Origin of the sequence: Rhodopseudomonas rhenobacensis (genome assembly GCF_014203125.1) — a bacterium.
Taxonomy (GTDB): Bacteria; Pseudomonadota; Alphaproteobacteria; order Rhizobiales; family Xanthobacteraceae; genus Rhodopseudomonas_A; species Rhodopseudomonas_A rhenobacensis.
In genome coordinates this window covers 129364-146421 of sequence record NZ_JACHIH010000003.1, presented here as the reverse complement: position 1 = coordinate 146421, position 17058 = coordinate 129364, and the positions used below count along the sequence as shown (strand labels likewise).

The 17058-nt window shown below is 62.8% G+C and carries 15 protein-coding genes; 9 read left to right on the top strand and 6 right to left on the bottom strand.

The annotated features are described in order from the left end of the window. Positions 1–81 precede the first annotated feature (81 nt). On the bottom strand, positions 82–1278 hold the full coding sequence (locus tag HNR60_RS04145; RefSeq protein ID WP_184254607.1) for a DUF932 domain-containing protein: 1197 nt from the start codon (positions 1276–1278) through the stop codon (positions 82–84). A gap of 265 nt (positions 1279–1543) precedes the next feature. On the opposite strand from HNR60_RS04145, the gene HNR60_RS04140 reads away from it, so the two are divergent. Together HNR60_RS04140 and HNR60_RS04135 are read left to right on the top strand one after the other, a co-directional pair. Further along, positions 1544–2764 carry an ATP-binding protein gene (locus tag HNR60_RS04140; RefSeq protein WP_184254605.1) on the top strand — a complete coding sequence of 407 codons (1221 nt, stop codon included), beginning with the start codon at positions 1544–1546 and terminating at the stop codon, positions 2762–2764. A gap of 6 nt (positions 2765–2770) precedes the next feature. Continuing rightward, positions 2771–3412 carry a hypothetical protein gene (locus HNR60_RS04135; protein ID WP_184254603.1) on the top strand — a complete coding sequence of 214 codons (642 nt, stop codon included), beginning with the start codon at positions 2771–2773 and terminating at the stop codon, positions 3410–3412. 54 nt (positions 3413–3466) lie between these two features. Here the strand turns inward: HNR60_RS04135 and HNR60_RS04130 are convergent, their stop codons facing one another. Genes HNR60_RS04130 through HNR60_RS04115 form a run of 4 tightly spaced genes read right to left on the bottom strand, consistent with a single transcriptional unit; the run spans position 3467 to position 7366 of the window. Next, positions 3467–4861, bottom strand: a complete 1395-nt coding sequence (locus HNR60_RS04130; RefSeq protein WP_184254602.1) for a hypothetical protein — start codon at positions 4859–4861, stop codon at positions 3467–3469. 29 nt (positions 4862–4890) lie between these two features. After that, positions 4891–6207, bottom strand: coding sequence for a hypothetical protein (locus HNR60_RS04125; RefSeq protein WP_184254600.1), 1317 nt, complete (start codon positions 6205–6207; stop codon positions 4891–4893). Continuing rightward, positions 6207–6812, bottom strand: coding sequence for a hypothetical protein (locus tag HNR60_RS04120; RefSeq protein WP_210313234.1), 606 nt, complete (start codon positions 6810–6812; stop codon positions 6207–6209). The genes HNR60_RS04125 and HNR60_RS04120 overlap by 1 nt, the downstream gene beginning before the upstream one ends. Then, entirely contained in the window at positions 6812–7366 is a 555-nt protein-coding gene (locus HNR60_RS04115) for a hypothetical protein (RefSeq protein ID WP_184254598.1), read from the bottom strand. The genes HNR60_RS04120 and HNR60_RS04115 overlap by 1 nt, the downstream gene beginning before the upstream one ends. A 354-nt stretch (positions 7367–7720) precedes the next feature. On the opposite strand from HNR60_RS04115, the gene HNR60_RS04110 reads away from it, so the two are divergent. From HNR60_RS04110 to HNR60_RS04080, 7 genes are all read left to right on the top strand, one after another. Next, complete coding sequence (locus tag HNR60_RS04110) at positions 7721–8506, top strand: RNA polymerase sigma factor (protein WP_184254596.1); 786 nt, start codon at positions 7721–7723, stop codon at positions 8504–8506. Between the two features lie 2 nt (positions 8507–8508). Further along, positions 8509–9138: a hypothetical protein gene (locus HNR60_RS04105; protein WP_184254594.1), complete on the top strand. Its 630-nt coding sequence runs from the start codon at positions 8509–8511 to the stop codon at positions 9136–9138. Positions 9139–9145: 7 nt separating this feature from the next. Beyond that, entirely contained in the window at positions 9146–12562 is a 3417-nt protein-coding gene (locus HNR60_RS04100) for a UvrD-helicase domain-containing protein (RefSeq protein ID WP_184254592.1), read from the top strand. Between the two features lie 111 nt (positions 12563–12673). Next, a complete protein-coding gene (locus HNR60_RS04095; RefSeq protein ID WP_184254590.1) occupies positions 12674–13177 on the top strand; it encodes a hypothetical protein in 504 nt (167 codons plus the stop codon). Next, complete coding sequence (locus HNR60_RS04090; protein WP_246432804.1) at positions 13174–13662, top strand: DUF7665 family protein; 489 nt, start codon at positions 13174–13176, stop codon at positions 13660–13662. Before HNR60_RS04095 ends, HNR60_RS04090 begins: the two co-directional genes overlap by 4 nt. Further along, positions 13610–14131: an MPN domain-containing protein gene (locus tag HNR60_RS04085; RefSeq protein ID WP_184254588.1), complete on the top strand. Its 522-nt coding sequence runs from the start codon at positions 13610–13612 to the stop codon at positions 14129–14131. The genes HNR60_RS04090 and HNR60_RS04085 overlap by 53 nt, the downstream gene beginning before the upstream one ends. Before the next feature lie 8 nt (positions 14132–14139). Beyond that, on the top strand, positions 14140–15525 hold the full coding sequence (locus HNR60_RS04080; RefSeq protein WP_184254586.1) for a thiamine biosynthesis protein ThiF: 1386 nt from the start codon (positions 14140–14142) through the stop codon (positions 15523–15525). Positions 15526–15695: 170 nt separating this feature from the next. Here HNR60_RS04080 and HNR60_RS04075 read toward each other — a convergent pair whose 3' ends face one another. After that, positions 15696–17054 (bottom strand): tyrosine-type recombinase/integrase, encoded by a 1359-nt coding sequence (locus tag HNR60_RS04075; protein WP_184254584.1) that lies wholly within the window; start codon positions 17052–17054, stop codon positions 15696–15698. Positions 17055–17058: the final 4 nt, after the last annotated feature.

Here is a 17058-nt window from a genome sequence, read left to right as displayed (position 1 = left end):
CGCCGCGAAACCAACGATCAGGAAGGACGTAAAGGCACGAAGCCGGAGACACGCATTTCCGCATCTCCGGCTTTCCGGGAGTCAGGCTGCCCGATCGAGCAACTTCTTGGCCCGCGCCTCCAAGTCGAGCCGGGCGTCCTGGTGGGTCTTGTCGCGCGCGATCGCCGTGATGCCCTGCACGAAGTCGAACACGCTCTCGGGTTTGCGCCCTTCCTCGGCCAATACGGTCTCGATGATCTTCGCCGTCTCGGTCTTCGAGAAGCCGCGCTTGCGCAGGAACTCGCTGCGGTCATCGTCGGTGCGGGCGACGATCTTTTCCCGGGCCGCCTTTATGCCGTTGACGAAGGGCCTCGGCGAGGAATTGGCGAAGCGGGTCAACGCCGGGGCAGCCTCATGCGCGAAACGTGAGGCGGCGTATTTCGAGTGGCGGATGGTGATCTCCTCAAAATCCTCGACGCCCCAGAGATTCCGATTCTGGCAGACCGCGCGGAGATAGAAGCTCGCCATGCCGAGCGTCTTCGCCCCGACCTCGGAATTCCAGCAATAGAAGCCACGGAAGTAGAGGTCGGGCGACCCATCGGGGAGCCGACCGGCCTCGATCGGATTGAGATCGTCGACCAGGAAGAGGAAGACGTCCCGATCGGAGGCGTAGAGCGTTGTCGTGTCCCGTGTGATGTCGACGCGCGGGTTGTAGATGCCCGTTGACCAGTCGAGCACGCCCGGGACTTTCCATCGCGTATCGCCGGTGCCGTTGCCGGCGATACGCTGCACGGCCGAGACCAGTTCGTGGTCGAAGATACGGCCATAGTCGGGCCCGGTGACGGCGCGCAGTTCAACGCGACCGTCTTCGATCTCGAGCGTCTTCACCTGCTCGGCGCGATGTGACGCCAAGCCGTATTGCAGGTTGATACCGGCCAGCGGCGCCGGAAGCTGCCGCAGATAGGCCGCCGGCGCTCCGACCAGGCCGGCGAGCTGACCGAAGCTCCAATGGGTCGGCGCGATCGGCGCATCCGAGCCGGGCAACATCAGCGCCAGGCGCTCTGCATCGTCGCGGCTCGCCTCCACCCGGATCGCCGCGCTCTCGACGGTTCGGGTGCGGCTACGCTCGGTCCGTCTATGCACAGCGGCATAGATGTCGGACAGGGAAAGGTAGCGCTCGTCAGCGGACCTCGAAAACCATTCGGAGGACACGCGGCCGATCCGCTCGCCGCGGCTCACATCCACCTTGTAGCCGCCGACTTGGTCGCGAGCGGCATCCAGAATCTCCACATGGGTCATGGCTAGTCTCCATGACGGGTGCCGGAGGCCTCTCCTCCAGCCCTTAACCCGTCACGGCGAAGCCGAGCCGCCCTTTCACTCTAAAAGGGGCGCTGCGGGGGATATCCCCGCAGAAGGGGCTGCCTCGGCGACCGCGGCGCCGACCAGGGGGAAGGCTTTCCCCTCCAGGCCTTCCAGATCGCGGCCCAGGCACTTCCAATTAGCGGGCCATTGACTCCCAATCAGCCGGCATCGATAGTTCCAATCTTCCGGATTCGGAGATGGCATGTTCGAGCGGTTTGTGGAGCGACGGGCGGAGGAAGCCCTTTCTGATACGCCGGTGGTCCTGATCGTAGGCCCGCGCCGCGCCGGCAAGACCACGCTCGTCCGAAAAATGGGAGAAGCCGGGCGAACCTATATCACGCTCGATGATCAGACGGTCCTTGAGGCCGCTCAATCCGATCCCGCCGGTTTCATCCGCGGCCTCGACCGGGCCATCATCGACGAAATCCAGCGCGCCCCTGACCTGCTGCTGGCCATCAAGAAGACGGTCGACGAAGACTATCGGCCGGGTCGCTTCCTGCTTACCGGCTCGGCGAACGTCCTGACCTTGCCGCGAGTCGCCGACAGCCTGGCCGGTCGGATGGAGACCATCCAGATGCTGCCGCTCGCAAGGGCTGAGGTCGAAGGCCGGCCGCCGACTTTCTTGGAGCATCTCTTCGCGGGAAAGCTTCGGAGCCAGCGGGAGGCGATCCTGGGCGACGACCTCACCCAGCTTGTCCTGCTCGGCGGTTTCCCCGAAGCGATCAGTCGCGACAGCGAGCGCCGGCGGCAGGACTGGTCGAGATCCTATCTCACATCGGTGCTGACGCGCGATCTGCGGGATATCGCTGACGTCGAGAAGCTGACGGAACTTCCGAAATTCGTAAGGCTGTTGGCCGAGCACTCCGGCCAGTTGGTCAACTATTCTCAGTTCGGCGCCGGCATCAACGTCAGCCACAAGACGGGCCAGCGCTATGTCGGGCTGCTTGAGCAGGTGTTCCTGCTCGCGACGGTGCAACCATGGTTCACCAATGCCCTGAAGCGCATCGTCAAGACGCCGAAGCTGCACTTCCTCGATTCCGGCCTGCTAGCGACTGTGCGCGGTCTTTCCTTCGACAGGGTCAAGGCGGATCGCGGGACGTTCGGCGCGCTGCTCGAAAGCTTCGTGTTCGCAGAGGTTCTGAAGCTGATGACGGCCTCGGACCTGCGGCTAACGCCCTACCACTTTCGGGATCGGGACGGGCGCGAGGTGGACATCGTGCTGGAACGCGACGACGGGATGATCGCAGGCATCGAAGTCAAGGCGAGCGCGACGGTTAAAGCCGGTGATTTCGCGGGGCTACGGGCGTTGGCCGAAGCCTGCGGGGATCGCTTCGCCTTCGGCATCGTCCTCTACGATAGCGCGGACGTTGTCCCGTTTGGCGACAAGCTGGCCGCCGCGCCGCTATCCTGCTTGTGGGGCTAAAGCGTTATGGATTTCATTCAAATTGCAATCTCCGCGCGGCTCGCACATGGCGATCTCGTTGCTGCGGATAAGGCGCTTGAAGCCGGGCCGGAAGATCACGCCATCCGATTGGTCCTATTAAAGCATTTGCTTGTTTCGTGCGCGAATGTCACCGACCTGGAAGGGATAAGCCGGGGACTCTACAAGGATCATCCGGAGCTCAATGAGATCATCTCGACACATCGGCGGGCGTTCGAATTCGCGAAGTACATGCGAAACATTGCGGTCGGCCACGTCAATCCGGCGCTCTGCCGGAAAGCGATCGAATGGCGCCCTGAGCTGAACGCGGTGCTCGCTGCGCACGACGCGGGCGCGGACGCGTTTCTGAGCTACGCTATTCTTGAAACCGCGATTAATACCTTCGTCGATGGCGAGCGACACAAGGTTTTCGAGAGCGACACAGATCTTGCATACCCACCTGATCTAACGCGCTTTCTTAATTATCTCGGCGAAACGGTGCATGCCGGGATCGCCTATTGTTCGGCGCTCTCCGCCATTGCCGTAAGTCGAGCGGAGCTGCCGGACTACCGTGAGAAATGGTTCGAATTGGCGGCCAAAGCTGGGCAAACAGAATTTAGATTCATCACGCGAAAGGGCGAACAGGCTTAGGTCGCGACGGAGTTTGCGCCCCGAACGCTGCGCTTCGCAGCGTTTCTCGCGCGCCTATCCTTCTGCCGCGGGGTGATAGCCTTTTGGCGCTCGAAGCTGGGTGACCGATGAAATCACCGAGTTCGCCCAAATCGTGCTGCATTCCACTTCACCGCCGCGCTCGAACCAATGCGTCGCGCCAGGGATCAGGTCGAACGGAATGGGATGGGAGGCGAGCGGGTTGTGAAAGACCTCCAGTTCCTGGCACCAGCCTTCGCCCCATGGCCATAGTGCGTCGTACTCTTGGCTTCCCACTTCTAGCTCGAAGTCGATCGGTTCCAACGCGCCCGGCGTCCGATCGAACAAGATGCCCCGACGGATCATCGACAGGCCGGGCGGACGCCATCCGGCCAAAAAGCCCATGCGGTTGAATTTCGCCAAGGTGCCGGCGTTGCTGAAGAGAACGGCGGACAAATGCGCGAAGTCCGGGTCTCGAAACAGTCCGGCCGGGATCGCGTTCTTGCCAGTGAGATTGGATATCGCCGTCCCGACAGCGCGTCGCTTCGTGCCGTCGTCTTCGACATCGGCGCGAACGCCGTAGAGATAGGTTGGCAGCGCCTCACGGCTCCACACCATGGAGCCCGAGCTGTGGAAATCGGCGATCGCGATGGCGAACGGATGCCCCCGCACGTGCGACAGGTCGTGATATTCCCGCTGCAACTTTCCTCGCAGCGTCTTGGCGAAGCGTTCAGCCGGGGCGCCGGTGAGCCGCTCCGTTCGATCGGTAGGCGCATGAACCCAATCTCCGATGCCGCCAGCGCGTGGGGTTTCGGAGTTCGCGGTCACCGCCTCCACCCAACATGTCATGCCGTCCTTCTCGATTTGAAAATCGGGCGAGACGTGATCTTGGCGGACCTGCAGGCCTTGCTCACGAAAGCAGGCAAGCAGGTAAAGCTCGAAGAGCCGCGACGCGAAGTTGTTGGTCTGCAAATCGGGGATGAAGTTCCGATCTGGCCGCGGCAGGGCGAGATAGCATTCTCCCACCGCCATCAGCGCCGGCAGATGACTCATGGACTTGATGAGCAAGTCAAACTCCGGGGAGCTTCCACGCGGCCCGACCTCGATCAATAAGGGCCTTCGGCGGACGCCAGGCGCGAGCGGTTCAGGCGGATCACCGCCGCGCATATCGATGCTGAGCGCGTCGAGGGCCTGTTCGGGCGCCGCGAACGGACCGCTTTTTGCGACGCAGGTCCAACAATGATCGACCCGGCGTCGCATAGCGATCGTGCTGAAGGTCCCGGTCTCCTGGTCGAGGAGAATCCCGCCACAGGCGCCGCCGCGGCCGACTTGATATGCGGCGAAAGTGCTTGCGGGGTCGAAGTTCGGGCCACGGTCGAGCGACAGGGCGTACAGCTCGAACTGCCGCACGCTGATGGGCTTGATCAGGAGAGACTCTGTTTCGGCAGGCATTCGCGATCGGACCATTCCGCCCTGAGGGCCTACAAGTAGGGTGCGCCACGCGTAAGAAGGTCGCTCAGCACGTCTGCACGCGGCCGCGGCCCCTTGAGCGCCAGGTCGACCAGGCCGCGGGCTACTCCGCGCGCCAGGCTGCGCGCCATGACGCGCCGCTTGGTCGACACCTTCTGGAGCCCAGCGCGGCCGTGAACGAAGGTGCTGCGCAGGTCGAAGAGATCCTTGTAGTCCTGCACGCTTGTGGCGTCGTTCAAGACAGCCGCGACGCGTGCCGCAACGCGATCCGTGGCTGACGAAACCGCCTTGTGCGGGTCAGGCTTCGGCCGGAGCCATTTCTTGTGGTCCATCTCGAGGCTGACGGCAGCTTCGATGGCCGTCATGTGCGCCATGACCTCGTCCATGCCATCGGCGAGGAAGGCCCGGACGAGAAAATGCGCGATAGGCGTCTCGAACAGGTCCGTTGCCCGTGCCCCCTCGAGCTCTTTCCAAGCATCATCGGTGAAGAGCGCCAGACCCGACGCCGCGTCGTCATCAAGTCGTAAGACGGTCGGACGTTCGAGTTCGATGTCGTCTCCCCACTGATCCTGGACGATCCATGGCTCAAGGGTGAGGCTATCCGCGCTCGGGGGTGGAGACGGGCGAATGAAGAGGTCGTCGTCGACCGTGTAAATCCAAGGCAAGCGAAAGCCTCGCCAATCGACCTCCTGCATCGTGGACCACCGTTCCCACGGCGCCAGCAGGAGAAAGAACAGCACTCGTTCGACCGCCGGCGGAAAGCGACCGAGATGGGGATCGATCTCGCCGAAATCTCGATCGAGCGTCATGTACATGAACGGAGCGGCGCGTGCTTCTGGGCGCGGGTCGAGCGCGATTTCTTCCTCCACAACCAGCCATCGGAACTGCGCCAAGCGCTTAGGATCGAGCGACTCATTATGAAAATTGCGGGCGAGCCGCGGGGCGTTGAACAGCCGCGCCAGATCATCCGCGATGAAGTCCGCGACGCGGGCATTGCCGAAGCTCAACATAGGCATCTCGTCCGCCAGGTCGAGCGGGCATAGATGGCGGCGCAGCGTCGTCCTGCGCCGATATGCGTCGTCTAGCGCGTTCGCGGCGCTTTCGGGATCGAGACTCAATGAGGCCTTGTTGGCAGGGAGATGACACGGCAGCCCCAGTGACCGGAGGGCAGTGCTCAAAGCGAATACCGGTTTGCCACCGCCGTACTCCGCGAGGCACAGCTCGCTCAGCGCGACGAAGGGCGGTGAGGCCAGAAGGTTGTCCGGGCCCGGCCGGGGAAGTCGCCAGACCGCGTCAACGGCGGCGATGAGCGACGCACTCGCCGTCATTAGGCTCGTCCTGTCGTGGTTGGATGGAGGCCGAGGCCCGCGGCCTCCGCGATGTAGTGGCGGTAGGCGAAATTGATGAGGTCGCGGGCCAGTTCAAGGAGACCGCCCGTTGGCAGTCCATCGAACGGATCGCCGTGGGCTAGAGCGTTTCGACGCTCAGCAAGGGTCGGACGTGTGTCGCCGGTCAACTGACCTAATGCCGTTCCTCCACAGCGCACGACCATGGGAATCTGCGCGTCGGTGAGACCGTCGACCTCGACCAGGTATTTGAGGAGCGCCGCAAAGTTTCGCTTGCTCTTCGAGAGGCGGCCGCCATAGCGATCCATCAGCGCCAGCTCCAATGCGATCAGAGCGGCGAGTTCGCCAGCCTTGATGACGCTGAAATCCGCCCAGCCCAGCAGATAGAGCGTCTGCGCACGGGCAAACTTGGCGCGCACGATCTCGGGGATACGCGGATCGATGCCGAGGCTCTCAACGAAGGCGCGCCAGTCCGCCGCCTTCTCGAACTGAATGAAGCCGCCCGCATTGCCTTGCGTCGGCCAGGCGAGCAGCACGGGCTCTTCGCGGTCGCTGAGCGCGATGTGCTGGTGATCGGGCATCGGCATCAGGCACGTCGCAACATCCGCTCGATGCGCATGCGCTGATAGCCGTGCGCATGCACATGCTGACGAAGCTGCCGAATGTCGCGCACGCCAAACGCCACTGACGCCTTCAACGGGCTCGCGAAGGTCGCGTAGTAGGCCCACCGCGCGTCGGTGGGCAGCGGCGCGTTCTGGCGGCGATCCGTGATGACGACGTCGCGCGGGTCGCTGGTATTGCGAAACGCGTGAAACGTAATCCAGTCGGCCCGCCGGTAGCGGGCCGCCTTGCTGAACGGCACGGACTGGACCTTCACATCGGTCTGGTCGAGAACCCAATCGCGCTGTTCTAGAATCTGGCGAACCATATGGCCGACCATCTGCTTGACGCGATCGGCCAGCACGTCCTCGCGAAACGCCTCCAGAAGGTGCTCTTCAATCCCCTCAACGGCCGGCTTGCCGAGCTGCGAGGCCGTTTCCAGTCGGGCGATATTAGCCTCTTCGGTCAGAAACCCCCAGAGGCGTTGGCCCAGGTCGGTCTCATAGAGGGACCCGAATTTATCTGGATTATAGGCAATCATGACTGGGCCTCCTTTACCGGGCAAATATGGCCGGTTATAAGGGAGTGTCAATGGCGATGACGACGGCTCGCGCGTCGTCGCGACGGGGAGGCCAACGTGGACTTCGACGACCTTGTGACGGCGCTTGCGCCGCCGCCGAACCGCGTCGGGAAGCCGGAAGGCGGACATGAGCATCACCTCTACGAGGGTGCCGCTTGTCGTAGGTGCCGCGCACCAGCGATTCAGTCGCAGATGGGCTTGAGAATTTTTCGGTCGGCGTGGTTCCGGGTCTGGGCTCCTCCCGGAATTAGGGGGGTGTTGAGGCGGGCCAGACGTGGACGCCGGAACACCACTGTTGCGCGCGCGAGGCGGTAAATGGCGAGACCCCTGAACAAAAAAATGGACGAAGGCGGGTTCTACACCCGCCGGCCCGAGATCGAGGTCTGCATCGACGAGGCCTTGGCCCAAAGTCCCGAGAGGGTCTTGCGACGGGCGGCGATCCGCAACGTCCGCGACACTGACTACATGCCGATGGAATGCCTGCTCCATCTGATGCGAGAGGCCAGGCTAAAAAAGGACAAGTCGACGGAAAGCAAGCTTTACGTCCACTTCATGTCGCGCTGTGAGGCGCGGCTTAAGCGGGCAATCCCTGATGGCAGCCGGACAGACGCCGGCAGCCTTCGCGACGAGGTGATGTTCAAATTCAACGTGCTGTTCGCGCGCGTCGGCACTAACGGGGACAGCACCGCCCTCGACTATTATGAGGTTAATTTCAATCAGGCGTTCCAGTTTCTTTGGTGGAAGCAGGTCCGCAAGGACAATGCGCGGAAGAAGATCTTCGTCGATATTGGTCAGGAAAAGGATGAGGATGGCCGACCGCTCGACCACGAGAACACGCTCGCAAAACTGTCGGAGGCTGCACGCAGCCCGGCGCAGCAGGACAATTACGTCTACCTGACGCAGGTCGGCAAATTCCTCGCGACCTTATCCCCGGAGGACCGGGAGACCGTCAGACTGGTGCTGATCGAAGGCTACACGATCGAATCGGATGACCCGGACGAAGTAACCGCTGCTAGGATTCTTGGCGTGGGCCGCCGGGCCATCAACAAGCGGCTCGCCAAGGTGGCGGCCAAACTCAAAACATTCCAGCAGGAGAGCTGACCATGATGACCACCGGTACGAAGGACGAGAGTGATGTGCTCTATGCGCTCGCACTCGCCATGCCGACACCCGATCCAAAGACGCTCGACGCGTTCGTTCGCAGACATCCGCAGCACGCCGCAGCTCTGACCGAATTTGCCGTGCAACTCGCGCTGAACTCGGAAACCCTTGGCGACGAGGAAGGCGACGAGGCCGTCGACGAGGTGGTCAGCCCGGCGGTCTCACGCGCGATCAGTCACTTCCAGAACGTCTCGTTCGAACTGGAGAAGAAAGGATTGTCTGAAGCGCCAATCGCATTTGCCAACCCCTTCAGGACTCTCAGCACGGAAGGGTTTCGAGCGTATGCGACGACGCTTGGCGCCAACTCGATATTCGTCATGAAACTTCGAGACGGCAGGATTGATCCCGAAAGCTTATATGCGCGTCCCGGCTTTTGTAGGATCGCGGCCGCCGGCCTCGATATCCCTGTCGAAGCGCTGATGGCGCATGTGCGCTCCGGGCCGACGGTCAACGCCCAGCAACTCCATAAATCCGACAGCAAGCCTGTCGCTCAAAAACGCGAGACGTTCGAGGAAGCAGTCCGAAGCTCGGGCCTAACGCCCGAACAGCAACGGCATCTTTTGGACATGTGAGACGCACGTGGATGCCTTCGAAACCATACGGGTCGTTGCCGCACGGCTGCACGACCAATTCGTGGCCCGCGGCGCCGATGCGCTGAAGCCGCTGACGCTCGTCGATGCCGCGATCAGGCATTACGGCATAGAGTTGGCGTTCCTAGAGCCAGGCAATACGGCGCTCAACGGTGGCCGTGCGGTTTTCGACCAGCAGAGCCGTACGATCTGTGCGGAAAACAAGGGCTCGGACGCGGATCGCGCGCTTCTTGTCGGCCATGAGATCGGCCACGTCGCCGTCCATACGATATCTAGCTGTTGCAGCGCCAGCGATATCGACCCATCGCGTTCGACCGAGTCCGCTCCTGTCGGGCTCCAAAAAGTGGAAGATTACGGCGCGCGCGAGCGGCGTGAACTGGAAGCTAACGTTTTCGCACGCGAGTTTTTGTTTCCGCGCGACCTCGCGCGACACATGCATGTCGAGCAGGCCATGTCGGCGGCCGATATCGCAGCGGCGACCGGCCTGCCGGTTCCGCTCGTGCGGCAGCAAATCCTGGACGCACTGCTCCTGCCGAAGATCGAGCCGACCGCCAGCAAGCCGAAGCCGGTTTTCACGGAGGACCCAGCGCAAGAGGACGCCGCCCGTCATCGCGATACGCCATATCTGCTGCGCGCGGGTCCCGGGACCGGCAAGACCCGCACGCTTGTTCGGCGGGTCGAGACCCTCATTGCGGACCGCGTAGATCCGCCATCCATGCTTGTGCTGACCTTTTCGAACAGGACGGCTGGCGAATTGTCCGAGCGCCTGTCCAAGGCTGTTGGAGAGGACGCGGCCCAAATGTGGGTCGGGACTTTCCACGGTTTCGGTCTCGATCTCGCGAGGCGATTTCATGAGAAGCTCGCGCTGCCGTCGGACCCGACGCTGTTCGACCGCAGCGATGCGATCTCGGTATTGGAGCAAATCCTTCCTACCCTGCCGCTCCGGCACTATCGCAATCTCTGGGACCCGGTCGTCGTATTGCGCGAGATTTTGCAAGTGATCTCCCGCGCTAAGGACGAAGTCGTAACGCCCGCCGAATACCGGCGTCTGGCGGAAGCCATGGCGAAGAATGCTGACCCGATGGACGAAAAGGCTACGGATCTCGCCGCGAAATGCGTTGAGATCGCGTCCGTCTACGAACTTTACGAAGACGCGAAACGCAGCCGCGGCGCAGTGGATTTCGGCGATCTCATCATGTTGCCGGCCTTGCTCATCGAGCAGGACGAAGCTGTGCGCAACGCGGTGCGTCTACGCCACCGACATTTGCTCGTCGATGAATATCAGGACGTCAACCGCGCCAGCGTCCGCCTGGTGAAAGCCGTGGCCGGTGCGGGCGAGAATCTCTGGGCGGTCGGTGACGCTCGCCAGTCCATCTATCGCTTCCGGGGCGCGTCCTCCGCCAACATGGCTTCCTTCGGCACGGACTTCCCCGGCGCAAGACTTGGTCAGCTGGGCTTGAGCTACCGATCGACCCAGAAAGTGCTGGATGCATTCGGCGGCTTCTCTGCAGGCATGCCGTTGCCGCCGGAGCTTGCGAACCTGCCCTTGAAGGCCGAGCGCGGCATCGGTGAGGCGGAACCCGAACTGCGCACGCTCAACGATCCTGCCGATGAGGCCGCCGGCATCGCCGCGAGCGTTCGAGAATTGGAGGCGAGCGGCATCGTCCTTCGCGATCAAGCCGTCCTCTGCCGCACGAACGACAGGCTGAACGAGATCGCCCAGGCGCTCGAAGATCGCGGCATTCCCGTCCTTCATCTCGGCAGCCTGTTCGAGCGCGAGGAGGTGCGCGATCTGCTCAGCGTCCTGAGCCTCGCGGCCGACCGGTTCGGGGCAGGCCTGGTCCGCATCGCCAGTATCGAGCGATATGCTATCCCGGCGCAGGATGTAAAGCGGCTGCTCGATCACCTGCGAGCCAACAAGAAGCCGGCCATCCTCCATCTGGATGAACTCCCATGCATCGAAGGCCTTTCGCCAGCCGGGGTTCAAGGCGTCACGAAACTCGCCGGCGACCTCAAGGGCATGAAGGCTTCGGCGTCGCCTTGGGACATGGCGACGACCTTCCTCCTCGACCGCACCGATCTCGTCCGCAGGATGGCTTCCGGCACGGGCATCGGCGACCGCATGCGGGCGATCGCGGTCTGGCAATTCCTCAATTTCTTGCGCGACCAAAGCCCCGTGGCGACGGGCTCGCCGGTGCAGACGCTCCTCGATCGCGTTCGCAATCTCGTCCTGCTCGCGGAAGAGCGGGATCTGCGTCAGGTGCCGGACGCAGCTTTGCAGATGAACGCCGTGCGCCTCATGACCGTGCATGGCAGCAAAGGCCTCGAGTTCGAAGCGGTTCACATTCCAGGCTTCGTGAAGACCGGCATTCCCGCCAGCTATCGCGGCCTGTCATGTCCTGTGCCGGAGGGCATGATCGAGGGCGCGATCGGCACCGTGCCGCAAGAGGCGGAGCGCGCCCACAAGCAGGAGCAGGAATGTTTGTTCTTTGTCGCGATGTCGCGCGCCCGCACTCATCTGCGCCTCTATGGCTATCGGCAGCAGGCGAACGGCGCCGCGCGCAACCCTTCGGACTATCTGGCGCGGATCGCCGGCAGCCTGCGTTCGATCGCGTCTCCCGCCACGATCCATTTGCCCCCACGTCCGCCGCGCCGCATCGAGATCACCATCGCGGATGAATGGGAGCGGACGCACAGGCATGTTTCGGCATACGAAAGCTGCCCGTTGCGCTTCTTTTACACCCATGTCCTGGGCATCGGCACGGCTCGGCGGACGACGCCATTCGAGCGCACGCACGCCTGCATTTACGAATTCATCGACTGGCTTGCGGAAGCGCGGGTAAGCGCATCACCCGACTTGAAGGCGGCTCAGGACGCGTTCGATGCGATCTGGAAGACCAGCGCCCCGCACGACAGTCCCTATGTCGCCGACTATCGCACGCTCGCGGACACCATCATTGAGGGCCTGATCAGGGCCGGAGCCGGCCGACGATTTCGTGAGGCGTCTCCGCTCGCCATCAACTACCGCAATGGAAAGGTGATCGTCACTCCGGACGAGATCGCGGAGCGGCACGACGGCGTCATCGTCGTGCGCAAGGTGCGCACCGGCAAGCGGGGCAAGACCGAATTCAGTAAGCTCGAATACTCGCTCTACCAACGCGCGGCCGCGCAGAATTTCGGGCCCCGAGCTGTGGTGGAGGCCGTGCATCCGAGCGATAGCGGCGTCGAAGACGTGCCGGCGCCCCAAGCGAAGAAGGCGGGAAACAACGACATCGCCGTTGAGAAAATCCTCGCAGGCATCGCAGCCGGGCTGTTTCCCCCCGACCCCGACACCTTTAGCTGCCCTCGCTGCCCGCACTTCTTCATCTGCGCATCGGCTCCGCAAGGTCCGCTCGCCGTGGCGTAGAATCTTTTTTCCCAGCCCGGTTCCGGTTTCGCACGCGACCCGGAATTAGCCCGGCAGAAGCGACAGGAACGGCAATCGGGCCCGCCCTCTCGCCACCGGAAGGGTTGGGACATGAATATCATCGACATCTACTATCAGGGCGAGGGCGTCGGCGCGCTCGAGCATCTGGAAATCGACGCCGAGGCCACGTTCGCCGTGCTTCAGGCGGCAATCGCCGGTAAACACGCCATCGCGGGCGAGATCATCCTGTTCCTCGAGGATGAGGACGAACCGATCGATGGTAATGCCAAGCTTCGTGACAAGGCTGGTCGCGCCGGGATCAAGGCGCATGTGCATCGTTGCCGCACGATCGAGGTCATCATCCATTTCAAGGACAAGACCGTGCGCCACGAGTTCGCGCCGGGTGCGACGGTCGCCCGCGTCAAGCACTGGGTGACGGTCCGCAAGTTCGGCATGACCGAAGAGGAAGCGAGCCACCACCACCTGCAGATCGCCGGCACGACCGATCAGCCCGATCCGGGCACGCATATCGGCACGCTTGCATCCTGCCCGAAGTGCAAGGTCGAGTTCGACCTCGTCACCACGCCGAAGGTCAACGGCTGGGGTGTTGCATGAGCATGCCGGCTTCGGCAGGGCCCGACGAACGAGCCCTGCGCGCCGATCTCGCCCGACCGGCGTTTCGGCTCGCACAATCGGAAGGCCGCTTCCGGTTGATCTCGATCACCTGGCCCATCGTGCTGCTCGGCGTCTCGGCCATCGATGGCCGGGAATACGTCTTGAGGTTTGATTGCGCCGGCTATCCGGCGATCGCACCGACGGCGCGCCCCTGGGACGCGGAGCGCAGCGTGCCGCTGCCTTTCGACCGATGGCCGCGCGGCAAAGGCGGCCGCGTCGGCGCGGTGTTTCGGCCCGACTGGAAGCAAGGCACCGCCCTGTATCTCCCATGCGACCGCGTCACCCGGGAGGGACACGACAACTGGCGCACCGAAACACCCACGATGATCTGGCGTCCCGAGCGCGGCATCACACAGTATCTGGAGATTGTGCATGAACTTCTCAATTGCGGCGATTATCAACCGGCTGCTCGCGCCGCGGCGTGAGCTGTCATGCTCGTGGTTTCTGTGGCGGCGGTTGACCGCGCGACTGCGCGAGCGTGGGCGGGATGAAAGCCGTGAAAGCGGCGCCTTCCTGCTCGGCTATGCCGACGCGAATGGCGTCGCGCGGATTAGCGATTTCGTCCTCTATGACGATCTGGATCCACATAGTCTCGACACCGGCATCATCCGCTTCGACGGCAAGTATTTCGGGCGGCTTTGGGCGATGTGCCGGGAGCGCGGTCTGACCGTCGTTGCTGATGTGCATGTCCATCCCGGTGATTCCGGGCAGAGCAACTCCGATCGCGCTTATCCCATGGTCTCGCAGGCCGGACATCTCGCCCTGATCCTCCCGCGCTTCGCGCGCAAGCCGATCCAGCACGACGACATCGGCATCTACCGTTACCTCGGCGGCGGCGCATGGCACACGGTGCCGCGTATTCAACGTCGCCAATTCTTCAACATCGGATTTTGAGGATTGCGATGAACAGTTTTACCCCTGCCGACGAGATGCATCGGCTCGCCAAGCGCGCCATGGACAATGGCACGGTCGCAAGCCGGCAAGAGGCAGAGGCTCTGCTGCGCGGCTACCGGATCGCCTTGTCCATAGGACCGGACGAGGCGATCGATCGTCATCATCAGGCCGCGCTGCTGACTGCAGTGGAGCTCGGCCGGCGCGTCTTCCTTGGCGGCGTAACCGTCGAGGGCGACCTTGATGTGCCGCTGAACGTTCCGGTGTCCCCCGGCCCGACGCTCCGGGATGCCGTCGCGGCCGCAGGCGGCACGTCAGGGGCAGCGACCGCGGGCATCCCGCTCATCGCGATCGGCGGTCTGGCTAAGCAAAAGTCAGACGGCTTCTCGATCAGGGCGGTATTCGATGGCTGGCGCGGCGGGATCGTGCCCGGTCACGCTGAAGGTCCCGATTGCGGCGACATCGGTCCGATGGCTTTGGCGCCGATGCTCGCCGCCGCATTGGCGATCAACGAAGCATTCCTCCATCTTTCGGGCGACAGTCCCTTCGCTGGAAAGCGAACCGTCGGACTCAATCTCTGGAACCTGTCGCGGTCGACCGACTGGATGTCGTGCGACGCGAGCGCGCCGGAGCTCTCCTATCTACCGTCTCGCCTCTGGCTCATCGGCCTCGGGCATCTCGGCCAGGCCTATCTCTGGGGACTCGGGCTTTTACCCTACGCGGCCGACGCGAAGGTCGAAGTACTCCTCCAGGACATCGATGTGATCACCCCCTCGACCGAAAGCACCTCGATCCTCTCGGACCGCACGATGCTTGGCGAAAAGAAAACGCGCGTTACCGCCAAATGGGCGGAACGGCGAGGATTCGCCACCGCCATTACCGAGCGGCTGTTCGATGAAACCTGCCGCCGTCACCACAATGAACCGTCGATCGCGCTGTGTGGCCTCGACAATGCCGTAGGACGACGCGCGCTCGACCAGGTCGGCTTCGACTTCGTGGTCGAAGCCGGGCTGGGTCGCGGGCATCAAGATTTCCGTAGCCTGCTGATTCACACACTGCCCGGCGAAATGTCGGCGGGCACGCTGTGGAGAGACGAAGGTGAAGGCAGCCAATCAGCGGTCGATGCGGCGGCCTATCGCAAGATGCTCGACGAGGGCTCCCTCGACCGTTGCGGCGTGACCTTGCTGGCAGGCAAGGCGGTCGGTGCTCCGTTCGTGGGCGCGGTTGCTGCGACGCTCGTGCTCGCTGAGGTGTTGCGTCTCCTGCACGGCGGCGCCCTGCACAGGCTGATTGATATGAACTTGATCGACCTTGCGTACGTTCGAGCTGTGCCTCAGTTGCGCGACTTCTCGACGTTCAACCCCGGCTTCATCACGGCGGATGGCATTCGCTCTTGATACGGCCGATCGGCAAGCGCGGACGTGTTCCAGAAACGGGTCGACGACGGCACGTTTCCTGCTCCGTCGCGCTTCTCCGTCCGCTCGGTGCGGGTTGGGCCACTTTTTAATCAATTCTTCGCCATCGGCTAGCAAGCCTAACTGTCAGCAGGATTGGCCAGAGCTATTTCCTAGGCGGCAAAGCGCTTATCCTCTCCGGACTCGGCCACATCTTCGCTTTCGGCCTTTCTCAGGAACCGTGCGAGCGCCGCCTTTCGGGAATTGCGATCAAGAGCATAGGCCGTCTGCTTGAATTCCTTCCCGTCGAGAAGGCCCTCGATGTAGCCGGCGATCGTATCCGCGGCCATGATGAGGGCGGTGTCGAGCGCGTGAATGTATTTGCTGGTAACGGAGCCCTTCGAATGGCCGACCAGCGCGGCGATCGTCACCTCCGTGAAGCCGAGGTCGTTCCCGACGCTTGCAAAGCTGTGGCGCAAGACGTGGGGTGTAACGTCGGAGAGTGGTGAGTCCTTGAAGATCTGCTCCCAGTGGTTTGGGAAACTCCCGAACGCATTGTCGTCGCCCAGTCCGGGGAAAACATAAGTTCCGGAGGCTGCTTTCCGACGCGCTTCAAAAAACTCAACGACTGGCAGCCCGATGGGACGGACTGAGGTCCCCTCCTTGCTATCGATGAGTCGCAGGCAGCTCCCATCGGTGTCCGCCTCGGCCCACATGAGGCCTATCATCTCGCTGCGGCGGCAGCCGGTCAGCGCGATCTGACGAATGATCTCAACCGTCGTCGCATACTTCTCGTCCGCCTCGGCTGTCCGCAGCATCTCGCCCAGCGTCCGATACTCCGCTTCGGTGAGCCGTCGAGTTCGGACATTGTCCTTCGGCTTTCGCAGTCCGTGGGCTGGATTGACGGTGATGATGCCGGCTTCGACCGCGTAGGTGAGAATGCCCCCAAGGAGTCCAACCGTGCGCGTCGCTGTGCCAGCGCCGCCGCGCACGATGGCCTTCCCACGCAGCTTGTTGGTTTTCACCGACACCGCTGTTTTGCCGGCCATGATGTCCTTAAGCACTTTGTTGATGTCGGCCTTAGTCAGATCCTTCACCCTCCGCGTACCCAGGAGAGGAATGATGTGACGATTGATGCGCCCAATATCGGTGACGATAGTGTGCGGCTTCTTCGGCCGGCCGCCTTTGCCTAGGATGAGGCCAGCGTTTAGGTCGTTAAGGTAGAGCGTGCAGAGCTCCTTGACGGTGATCGCTTTATGATCGAGCTGGCGTTCCTCGGCGGGGTTGTCGCCCTGAGCAACACGGCCCAATTGGACCTTCGCCTCCTGCCGCGCGCTCTCAGCGGTCCAGACGCCATGCAAGCCGATGGTGTAGCGGCGCGAGCGGCCCAATGCCCGATATTGAAGGACATAGCTGCGCTTGCCAGAGGCGAAGACGCGCAGGCCGAAACCTGGTAGTTCGTCGTCCCAGATGACGTAGTCCTTCTCCTGGGATTCGGCGGCATCGACGAGCCGCTTCGTGAGCTTAGCCATGGGA